Here is a 9,661-nt window from a genome sequence, read left to right on the forward strand (position 1 = left end):
GGCCGAGCCGGGCGTCACCCGCCCGGTTCGGCCGCGGTGCTCAACGGGCCAGGATCCGCGCCACGACACTGCCGAGGTCGTCGGACGGCTCGGTGCTCCGCCAAGCGACGAAGTGGTCCGGCCGCACCAGGACGGCGCCGCCCTCGGCGATCCCGGTGGTGCGAAGCCAGGTTTCGTCCTCGACGACGTGGGCATCGACGTCGAGCCTCTGCGCCGCCTCGAGCCATGCCCGGCCAGACGGGCCGGCGAGCAGCGTGAGCCGCCGACCGACCAGGTCCAAAGTGGACACGTCGTTGCCCAGCCACGTGTGCGGCACGCGGGAACCGGGTGTTCCGTCCAGGATGACGTCCTCTGTGGACGGCAGTGCGGTCTGCGCGCCGAGCACCGCCGCCGAGGCGTACCGGAAGCCGAGGTGGACGATCGGGGCGTTGACCACGCCCGCCGCGGCGCGAGCGGCGGCCGCCGCCGGGCCCTGTTCCCAGTGCAAGCGGGGATCTTCGAGCCGCAGCAACGCCCGGCGCGCACCTCGCTGCGGCCGCCGTCGACCAGGTAGCTCGCGCGCACGGTTTGCCGGCCGTCCGGCCCGTCGAGCACCGCGGTGACGCCGGAGTCGTCCCTGGTGCGCCGAGACGAGCGTGGTCGAGTACGCGACCGTGGCTCCGCGCTCCCGCGCCGCGCTCAGCAGCACCGCGTCGAGCCTGTCTTGCGGGCAGGTGCCGCGCAGCACGCCCGGGCTGAGTTCGCTCGCCGTGAGGTTCGGGCTGTTCGGCACGGCGGGCGGGGTGTCCGGCAGGTCCGCCGTCGCCAGGGTCGGCGCGGAGATCTTGCCGAGCGTGGCGGCCGCCCGGACGGCGACGGCCTCGACGTCGCCGTGGATCCCGGCCTGGCGGAAGAACTCCATGGTGCGGAAGCCGAGGCCGGTGGCGCGCGGGTGCGCGGACGGGCCGGCCGCGCGTTCCGCGATGAGGGCCGGGACGCCGTGGCCGGCGAGAAAGAGGGCGGTGGCGGACGCAGGTCAGCACGGCGCGGCTGGACGGCCGCGACTACCGGGTGATCCGGCCGGCGCGCTCGATCGCCCACGCGTCGCTGTTCGAACAGCGGTACGGGGCGCAGATCTCCACGAAAGCCACCCACCCCGACCACAAGCACGCGGCATCATCGACCCGATGACGTACGCACACTGGCTCCAGGATTTCGAAACCGAGGCCGAACGCCGCGGGCAGCGCGAAGACCCGCCGTGGGAACGGGGCGCGCACCTCCACGCCGACGTCGCGAAGAGCATCCAGCGGTTCCAGGTCGGCGAAGCCGGCGACGGGGCCAACCTCATCGCGAAAGCCGCCGGGGACGACACCTACCTCGCCGCCGTGAAACTCTTCGTCGCCGAGGAACAGAACCATGCGCGGATGCTCGGCCTGCTGCTCGGCGCCGGTGGGGTGCCGACCCTGGCGAGCCACTGGTCGGACACCGTGTTCGTCAAGCTGCGGCGGGCGCTCGGGCTGCGGCTGGAACTCATGGTGCTGCTCATCGCCGAGGTCGTCGCCCTGCGGTACTACCGCGCTCTGCGCGATGGCCCGGCGGACCCCTTGGTGACGCAGGTCGCGGCCCGCATCCTCGCCGACGAGGAGCGCCACGTCCCCTTCCACTGCCACCGGCTCCGCGCCGGCTTCGGCGGCCTGTCCAAGGCAGCGCGCGCCACGGTGTTCGGGGGTTGGCGGGTGCTGCTGCTCGGCGTCGCGGTCACCGTGGCCGCGGACCACGGGCCCGCGCTGCGCCGGCTCGGCGTCGGCCGGCTCGTCTTCGTCGCCGACGTGCTCACCGAGTTCGAGGCCGCCCTCGCGCGGATCCGCGTTGAGGAGCCGCGGTACCGCCCGAAGCGCTCCCGGCCGCGCGGGCTCTTCTAAAGGAGCCCGGCCAGCTGCCGCAGCGTCCGGACAAGCTGCTCGGAAGACACCCCTCGCGACGTCTGGTGCAGGAACAACTCGGGAGCCAACGGCGCCAGCAGCACATCCGCCAGGACGTCGGGGTCCGCAGCCCCCGCCGCCTCCGCCAGCACCCGCACGTGCGTCCGCCAGAACCCGTACGCCCCCGTCGTGAACCGCGAATGGCCCACCTCCGCACCCAGCACCAACGGTGCGTGCCGCTCCAGCAGCTGCACCATCGCCTCGTAGAACGCCGCCAGCCGCTCGGACGGCGGCGCGCCCGGGCCCAGCGGTGGGTCTCCGCGCAGCAACGACTCCTGCAACCGCCGCTCGTGTTCGTCCAGCAGGGCCACCGCGATCGACGACCGGTCCGGGTAGCGGCGGTACAACGTCCCTCGGCCGACGCCCGCCGCCCGGGCGATGTCCTCCATCGTCACCTCGGCCGCGCCGCGGGTGGTGAAGAGCTCCTCGGCCGCCGCGAGGATCTTGGCGCGGTTGCGGGCCGCGTCGGCTCGTTCGGGCATGTCACCAGCCTAGGGAATATCCGGACGGGGCGTCCAGTTAGCCTCAAGTGGACACCGCGTCCACTTGAGGAGGAATCGTGCCCCACCTGCTGCACCTCGACTCCAGCGCCCGCCGCTCGTCGTTCTCGCGCGAGCTGTCCGCCCGGTACGCCGCCGGCTGGAGCGGCACCCGGACCTACCGCGACCTCGCCGCCGATCCGGTCCCGGTGATCGGTGAGGCCTGGACGGAAATCTGCGACGCCCTGCTCGCAACCGGGATCACCGACCCCGCGCACTACGCCGACGTCGTCGAGACGCCGGAGCGGAAGCGGGCCTGGGCGATCGTCGAGCCGCTCCTGGCCGAGCTGCTCGAAGCCGACGTCGTCCTGATCGGCGCGCCGATGTACAACTTCTCGATCCCGGCCGCCCTGAAGGCGTGGATCGATCAGGTGACGTTCCCGAAGATGGACCTGAGCGGCAAGAAGTTCGTCATCGCCGGCGCCCGCGGCGGCACCTACGCCGAGGGCACGCCGCGAGCCCCGTTCGACCACCACGAGCGCTACCTGCGGGACTTCATCGCCGGGCACTACGGCGTCGACGACGTCCGGTTCGTGCACGCCGAGCTGACCAACGCCCTGGTCGACCCGCATCTCGCCGCGCGCGACGGCGAACGGAAAGCGTCGCTCGAAGCGGCACTGGAGGCGATCTGATGGGCTGGGTGACGCTCGTCTTCGCCGGGCTCGTCGAAGTCGCCTGGTCGCAGAGCATCAAACCGACGGAGAACTTCACCCGGCCGTGGCCGACGCTCCTGTGCTTCGTGCTCGGCGCCGCCGCGGTCTACCTGCTGTCGCGCGCGATGGACACCGTCCCGGTGGGCACCGCCTACGCGGTGTTCACCGGGATCGGCGCCGTCGGCGCGATCGTGCTCGGCGTCGTCGTCACCAAGGACCCGCTCAGCGTCGGCCGGGTGGCCGCGCTGGCCCTGATCGTCGGCGGCGTCGTGCTCGCGCGGGTCACTTCGTGAGCTGCTCCCACAGGAATTCGAACACCAGCGCCCACTTGAACGCCAGCTGCTCGTTGTCGGCCGCGGCACCGTGGCCGCCTTCGATGTTCTCGTGATACCGGACGTCGTGCCCCTGCTCACGCATCCGCGCCACCATCTTGCGGGCGTGGGCGGGGTGCACGCGGTCGTCGCGCGTCGAGGTCACGAACAGCGACGGCGGATACGCGCGTCCACTGTGGACGTTCTGGTACGGCGAGTACTTCGAGATGAACTCCCACTCCGCGGCGTCGTCGGGGTCGCCGTACTCGGCCATCCACGACGCGCCGGCCAGCAGCAGGTGGTAGCGGCGCATGTCCAGCAGCGGCACCTGGCTGACGATCGCGCCGAACCGGTCCGGGTAGCGCGTCAGCATCACGCCCATCAGCAGGCCGCCGTTGCTGCCGCCCTGGATCCCGAGCCGCGTAGGTGTCGTGATGCCCCGCGAGACCAGGTCCGCGGCCACCGCGGCGAAGTCCTCGTACACGCGGTGGCGCTCGGCCTTGATCGCCTGGGTGTGCCAGCCGGGCCCGTACTCGCCGCCGCCGCGGATGTTCGCGACCACGTACGTGCCGCCGCGGGCCAGCCAGCCGCGGCCGATCATGCCGCTGTAGGACGGCGTCAGCGAGATCTCGAAGCCGCCGTAGCCGGTCAGCAGCGTCGGGCCGCCCTCGGCGCCGGACGGCCGGACGACGAAGTACGGGATCTTCGTGCCGTCTTCCGACGTCGCGAAGTACTGCGCCACGTTCATGCCCGAAGCGTCGAAGAAGGCCGGAGCCTGCTTCAGCACTTCGACCTCTTCGCCGACGTGCCCGTAGCTCAGCGTTGACGGCTGGAGGAAGCCGCTGGAGTCGATCAGGTACTCGTCGCTGACGTCGGGATCGGTGTCGAAGATGTCCGCACTGCCGAACTCGGGTCCGCCGGCGAGGGGCTCTTCGGTCCAGGCGCCGGGCCCGGGCGTCAGGGTGCGCAGCTCGCTGCGGACGTCGCGCAGCGTGCCGAGCAGCAGATGGTGGCGCGTCCAGGCCCAGTACTCGAGCGAGGTGTGCTCGTCGGGCGTGAACAGCGTCGTGAAGTTCCGCTCGCCGGCCAGGAAGGCGTCGAAGAGGATGGCGATCAGCGAGCCCGCCGGGTGCTCGGTGCCGTCGACAGTCCACGCCGTCCGCGGCCGCACCAGCAGCCATTCGCGGTGCACGGACGTGCTCGCGTCGTCCGGGACGTCGATCTTGACCAGCCCGGACGGCGTCTTCAGGTGCAGTTCCGAACGGTAGAAGTCGATCGCGCGGCTGACGAAGTCGCGCTCGAAGCCCTCGGTCGGGTCGTGGGACGCGCCGATCGAGACGTCGTCGGGCTTGCCCTCGAACACCGTGACGGCTTCGGAGAGCGGCGTGCCGCGGCGCCACTCCTTGGCCAGCCGCGGGTACCCGGAGCTGGTCAGCGAACCCGGGCCGAAGTCCGTTCCGAGGTAGACGCGGTCTTCGTCGATCCAGCCGATCCGCGTCTTCGCCTCCGGGACGGTGAACCCGTCCGCGACGAACTCGTGCGCGTCGAGGTCGAACTCGCGGACCACCGTGGCGTCCGCGCCGCCGCGGGACAGCTCGACCAGGCCGCGCCGGTAGCCCGGCCGCAGCACGGTCGCGCCCTGCCAGACCCAGTTCTCGCCCTCGGCTTCGGCCAGCGCGTCGACGTCGAGCAGCAGCTCCCACTCGGGCTCGGCCTGCCGGTAGGACTCCAGCGTCGTCCGCCGCCACAGGCCGCGCGGGTGGCCGGCGTCTTGCCAGAAGTTGTAGAGGAACTCGCCGCGGCGGCGGACGTACGGGATCCGATCGTCGGCGTCGAGCACTTCGCGCAGCTCGTCACGCAGTTCGGCGAACCGCGCGCCGGTGGTCAGCTCGGCCAGCGTCTCGTCGTTGCGGGTGCGCACCCAGTCCAGCGCGTCGTCGCCGGTCACGTCTTCCAGCCACAGGTAAGGATCCTCCACACTCATGCCGACAGTCTCGCCCGGCTGACGGCCTCGGGGCCACCCGGTGGCGTGTTCGTTTCGTGATCCCTGCCTCCCGGGGTGTCCGTATGCTGGTGCCACACAGCAGGGGGAGATCGTGAACGACGCCGAACCGCCGTGGCCGGGGACGGCCCGGCCACCGGAACCCGCGTGGGTGCCGGAGCCGAACCCGTGGGCACCGAACTGGGCCGCGGCTCCGCCCGTCCCCATCGCGCCACCCCGCAGCCGGTTCTGGGGCGCGGTCAGCGGCGTCTTGATCGTCGTGGTGTCCATCTCGCTGATCGCCGCCACCATCCCGCGCCGGGTGGACGGCCGCGCGTTCGCCGCGCAGGGCGCCGACGCCGGCCGGGCGTACGGCGACACCGGCAAGCCCCCGAAGGCCGTGCCGGAGCTGGCGCGCAACCCCCTGCTCGGCGACGGCATCAGCCCCGGGCCCGCCACCTGCACCCTGCCCGACCTCGGCCGGGCGGCCGAGCAGCTCAAGGCCTACTACACCGCGCTCGTCACCTGCCTGGAGCAGTCGTGGCGCCCGGCGCTGGAGAAGGCGAACGAGCCGACGCTCACCGCCACCGTGTCGGTGACGCTGCCGGAACACAGCTCGTGCGGCGAGGCGCCGACGGAGAACGAAGCCGTCGCCTACTACTGCGGCGGCGACACGACGATCTACGCCCCGACCGACTGGATGCTGTCGGACGCCGGGCTCAACAAGGCCCGGCACATCGCGACGATCGCCCACGAGTACGGCCACCACGTGCAGCGCGAGAGCGGCATCCTGTCCGCGGCGGCGGAAAAGATGACCTCGCCGGACGAGAACAGCACGGCCGACAAGGAGGTCGTGCGCCGGATCGAACTGCAGGCGAACTGCTTCGGCGCGCTGTTCCTGACCGCCGTCGCGGGCTCGGGCTCGATCAGCCGGTCGCTGGCGAACGCCGCGGTCGCCGACTACGGCCGGGCCAACGACAGCGACACCCACGGCTCGCGCGAGCACCAGCTGTCCTGGGCGAAGGCCGGTTACGACGGCAAGGCGACGAAGGCGTGCAACACGTGGAGCGCCCCGGCCGACGAGGTCAGCTGACGGCCCAGGCGGGGTCGCGGCCGAGCAGGGCGAGGAACCGGTCGAGGGGGCTCGCGTCCGCGGGGACTTCGACACTGTGGGCGAACGAGCCGTTCTTCTCGCGGCCGTCGTCCGGGATCCGCTCGGCCAGCTTCGTGGCGATGTACACGGCTTCGGCGTCCGGCTCGTAGGGCAGGCCGAGCGTGCGGGCCAGGTCCCAGCCGTGCGCGACCGTGTCGACCAGGTGCATGTGCGCGGCGATCGCGCCGGGGAACGTGCCGAAGTGGTTGATGGTGAGCTGCCGCTCGAGCACGGCGTCGCCGGCGAAGGCGTCGAGGAAGTCCTCGACGGACGCCCGGTACGCGGCGTGGGCGTCGTCGCCGAGGGAGCCGGCGTCCCAGTCCGGTGCCGAGCCTTCGCGGGCCGCCGTCGCGAAGGCGTGGTTCTCGCTGACCTGGTGGCGGAGCAGATCGGCGAGCGTCCAGCCGGCGCACGGGGTGGGGCGGGCGAGGTCGGCGGGGGTGACGCCGGCGACCAGCTCGTCGAGGAGGAGCAAGGTGCGGCGGTCGAGTTCGCGGAGATCCATACCGGGCACGTTAGGCGGGCCAGCGGACCACGAACAGTGCCAACTCCGGCGCAACCTTCATGGGCCAATCTAGACTGGCGCCGGTGGAGATCCACATCGACCTGACCGGGACGCGCGGCCACCGCGACGCGATCTACCGGCAGCTGCGCGCGGCGATCCTGGCCGGCCGGATCCGGCCCGGCGAGGCGTTGCCGCCCACCCGTGAGCTCGCGCAGCGGCTGGCGGTCTCCCGGACGACGGTCAGCGCGGCCTACGACCGGCTCACCGCCGAAGGGTTCCTCGCCGGGCGCGTCGGCGCGGGCACGTTCGTCACGGCTTCGCCGGTTTCCGCCGAGCCGGCGCCGGACGTCGCGGGCGTGCGGCCGCTGCCGGAGTGGGACGCCGTCCCGGCGCCGCCCGCGCCGTTCGCCCCGGCGCCGGAGTTCGACTTCCGGCCGGGCGTCCCCGACCTCTCGCTGTTCCCGTTCGACACCTGGCGGCGGCTGATCACGCAGCGGCTGCGGGCCGGCCAGGCCGACCTGATGACCTACGGCGACCCGCAGGGCCACGCCGGGTTGCGCGCCGAAATCGCCCGCCACATCGGCGTCTCGCGGGACGTCCGTGCGAGTGCGGCGCAGGTCGTCGTCACCGCGGGCGCCCAGCAGACGACCGACCTCGTCGCGCGGGTGCTGCTGCGGGCCGGCGACCTCGCCGCCGTCGAGGACCCCGGCTACCCGCCGCCGCGGCTGGTGCTCGGCGCGCGCGGTGTCCGGGTCGCGCCGGTGCCGGTGGACGCCTCCGGCATCGTCGTCGACGCCATCCCGCCGGGGACGCGGCTGGTGTACGTGACGCCGTCGCACCAGTACCCGCTCGGCCTGTCGATGTCGCTGGACCGTCGGCTCGAGCTGCTCGACTGGGCCGAGCGCACCGACGCGGTGCTCGTCGAGGACGACTACGACACCGAGTTCCGCTACACCGGACGGCCGCTGGAACCGTTGCACAGCCTGGATTCCCGCGGCCGGGTCGTGTACGTCGGCTCGTTCTCGAAGGTGCTCTCGCCGGCGTTGCGGCTGGGGTTTCTCATCGCGCCGCCGTCACTGGTGCCCGCGCTCGTGAAGGCCCGTTACCTCACCGACTGGCACGCGCCGAACGTCGAACAGGCGGCGCTGGCGGCGTTCATGGCCGAAGGTGGCTTCGCCCGGCACGTCCGGCGGATGCGGAAGGTCTACCGCGCCCGGCACGAACTGCTGACCCGGGCGCTGGGGGCGTTCGACTTCCTCACGCCGTTGCCGTCTTCGGCGGGCTTGCACCTCAGCGCGCTCGCGGCGGCGGACTGCGGCCCGCTGGTGCGCGCCGCCCGCCGTCGCGGCGTCCGGCTGTACTCGCTGGGGGACTTCGGGGTGGGGGAGCGGCGGCACGGGCTCGTGTTCGGTTACGGTGCGGTCGCGGCCGAGCGGATCGAGCCCGGGCTGGCCCGGCTGCGGGCACTGGCGGACGAAGGAGCGGCATGACCGACGACGTGATGGTGGCGATCGACGCCGGTCTGCGGCAGCACATCGGCGGCGACCGCGCCGGCGCGTACGCGACCTTCGCGCGGCTGTGGGCTTCGATCGGGGACGACGGCGACCCGCTGCACCGCGTCGCACTGGCCCACCACATGGCCGACGTCTGCGACGACCCGGCCGAGGAACTCGAGTGGGACCTGCGGGCCCTGGCCGCGGCCGATTCGCTGACCGACTCGCGAGCCCGGGAGTACCACTCGTCCCTGGCCGTGCGCGGCTTCTACCCGTCGCTGCACCTCAATCTCGGCGAGGACTACCGCAAGCTCGGCGACCTGCCCGCGGCCCGCGAACAGCTGGCGCTGGCCCGCGCGCGCCTGGACGCCCTCGGCGACGACGACTACGCGGCCGGGATCCGGCTGGCCCTCGACGGGCTCGCCGAACGGCTCGGCTGAATCGGTACCAATACCACGAAGACGCCCCGTTTGCCGGACTTTCGCGGGGCGCCAGGGGGCCCTAACCTGTGGTGATCCAGCTCACCGACGGGAAGGATCGCCATGCGGATTGCGGATCTGCTGCGCAAGAAGGGGTCGGCGGTCGCGACGGTCACCCCCGATACGACGGTGACCACGCTGCTGGCCGGACTGGCCGAACACAACGTCGGCGCGATGGTGGTCGTCGCCCCGGACGGCTCCATCGCGGGCATCGTCTCCGAACGCGACGTCGTGCGGCGCCTGAACGACCACGGCCCGGGCCTGCTCGACGGCCCGGTCTCGGAGATCATGACGAAACTGGTGGCGAGCTGCACCCCGGACGACTCGGTGGACCAGCTCTCGGTCCTGATGACGGAGCGGCGCATCCGCCACGTCCCGGTCCTCGCCGACGGCCGCCTGGCCGGCATCGTGTCCATCGGGGACGTCGTGAAGAACCGGATGGAACAGCTGGAGCAGAGCCAGGAACAGCTGCAGGCCTACATCTCCCAAGGCTGACCCCAAGCGCCCCAAAGCCACATTGGGTGCGTCTGACGCACCCAATGTGGCGTTCGGTGCGTTGGACGCAACCAACGCCACATTGGGGCGC

Annotated in this window: 11 protein-coding genes and 1 pseudogene; 7 read left to right on the top strand and 5 right to left on the bottom strand. The window is 72.3% G+C overall.

Annotated features, from left to right (window positions below; genetic code table 11):
• Nucleotides 1–40 precede the first annotated feature (40 nt).
• A complete protein-coding gene (locus tag ACWEVN_RS42875; RefSeq protein WP_452055114.1) occupies nucleotides 41–436 on the bottom strand; it encodes an aromatic-ring hydroxylase C-terminal domain-containing protein in 396 nt (131 codons plus the stop codon).
• Nucleotides 437–625: 189 nt separating this feature from the next.
• Nucleotides 626–991, bottom strand: a pseudogene (locus ACWEVN_RS42880) (FAD-dependent monooxygenase); the annotation flags it as partial.
• 175 nt (nucleotides 992–1,166) lie between these two features.
• Between ACWEVN_RS42880 and ACWEVN_RS42885 the strand changes: the two are divergent.
• On the top strand, nucleotides 1,167–1,901 hold the full coding sequence (locus ACWEVN_RS42885; RefSeq protein WP_452055106.1) for a ferritin-like domain-containing protein: 735 nt from the start codon (nucleotides 1,167–1,169) through the stop codon (nucleotides 1,899–1,901).
• Here ACWEVN_RS42885 and ACWEVN_RS42890 read toward each other — a convergent pair.
• Complete coding sequence (locus ACWEVN_RS42890; protein WP_452055107.1) at nucleotides 1,898–2,443, bottom strand: TetR/AcrR family transcriptional regulator; 546 nt, start codon at nucleotides 2,441–2,443, stop codon at nucleotides 1,898–1,900. The genes ACWEVN_RS42885 and ACWEVN_RS42890 overlap by 4 nt on opposite strands.
• Before the next feature lie 77 nt (nucleotides 2,444–2,520).
• Here ACWEVN_RS42890 and ACWEVN_RS42895 point away from each other — a divergent pair, with 77 nt between their 5' ends.
• Nucleotides 2,521–3,132 (top strand): FMN-dependent NADH-azoreductase, encoded by a 612-nt coding sequence (locus ACWEVN_RS42895; protein ID WP_452055108.1) that lies wholly within the window; start codon nucleotides 2,521–2,523, stop codon nucleotides 3,130–3,132.
• Nucleotides 3,132–3,446, top strand: coding sequence for a DMT family transporter (locus ACWEVN_RS42900; RefSeq protein WP_449686185.1), 315 nt, complete (start codon nucleotides 3,132–3,134; stop codon nucleotides 3,444–3,446). Before ACWEVN_RS42895 ends, ACWEVN_RS42900 begins: the two co-directional genes overlap by 1 nt.
• Here ACWEVN_RS42900 and ACWEVN_RS42905 read toward each other — a convergent pair.
• The gene (locus ACWEVN_RS42905) at nucleotides 3,436–5,448 is read right to left on the bottom strand and encodes a prolyl oligopeptidase family serine peptidase (RefSeq protein WP_452055109.1); all 2,013 of its coding nucleotides are present in this window, start codon (nucleotides 5,446–5,448) and stop codon (nucleotides 3,436–3,438) included. The genes ACWEVN_RS42900 and ACWEVN_RS42905 overlap by 11 nt on opposite strands.
• Nucleotides 5,449–5,560: 112 nt before the next feature.
• Between ACWEVN_RS42905 and ACWEVN_RS42910 the strand changes: the two genes are divergently transcribed.
• Nucleotides 5,561–6,538: a neutral zinc metallopeptidase gene (locus tag ACWEVN_RS42910; protein ID WP_452055110.1), complete on the top strand. Its 978-nt coding sequence runs from the start codon at nucleotides 5,561–5,563 to the stop codon at nucleotides 6,536–6,538.
• Here the strand turns inward: ACWEVN_RS42910 and ACWEVN_RS42915 are convergent.
• The gene (locus ACWEVN_RS42915) at nucleotides 6,531–7,103 is read right to left on the bottom strand and encodes a TIGR03086 family metal-binding protein (protein ID WP_452055111.1); all 573 of its coding nucleotides are present in this window, start codon (nucleotides 7,101–7,103) and stop codon (nucleotides 6,531–6,533) included. The genes ACWEVN_RS42910 and ACWEVN_RS42915 overlap by 8 nt on opposite strands.
• An 83-nt stretch (nucleotides 7,104–7,186) precedes the next feature.
• On the opposite strand from ACWEVN_RS42915, the gene pdxR reads away from it, so the two are divergent.
• The 3 genes from pdxR to ACWEVN_RS42930 all read left to right on the top strand — a co-directional run bounded on the left by pdxR (nucleotide 7,187) and on the right by ACWEVN_RS42930 (nucleotide 9,570).
• Nucleotides 7,187–8,593, top strand: a complete 1,407-nt coding sequence (gene pdxR, locus ACWEVN_RS42920) for a MocR-like pyridoxine biosynthesis transcription factor PdxR (RefSeq protein ID WP_452055112.1) — start codon at nucleotides 7,187–7,189, stop codon at nucleotides 8,591–8,593.
• A complete protein-coding gene (locus ACWEVN_RS42925; RefSeq protein ID WP_449686180.1) occupies nucleotides 8,590–9,036 on the top strand; it encodes a hypothetical protein in 447 nt (148 codons plus the stop codon). The genes pdxR and ACWEVN_RS42925 overlap by 4 nt, the downstream gene beginning before the upstream one ends.
• A 102-nt stretch (nucleotides 9,037–9,138) precedes the next feature.
• Nucleotides 9,139–9,570 (top strand): CBS domain-containing protein, encoded by a 432-nt coding sequence (locus tag ACWEVN_RS42930; protein ID WP_452055113.1) that lies wholly within the window; start codon nucleotides 9,139–9,141, stop codon nucleotides 9,568–9,570.
• Nucleotides 9,571–9,661 lie beyond the last annotated feature (91 nt).

This window comes from Amycolatopsis sp. NPDC003861 (assembly GCF_053605405.1).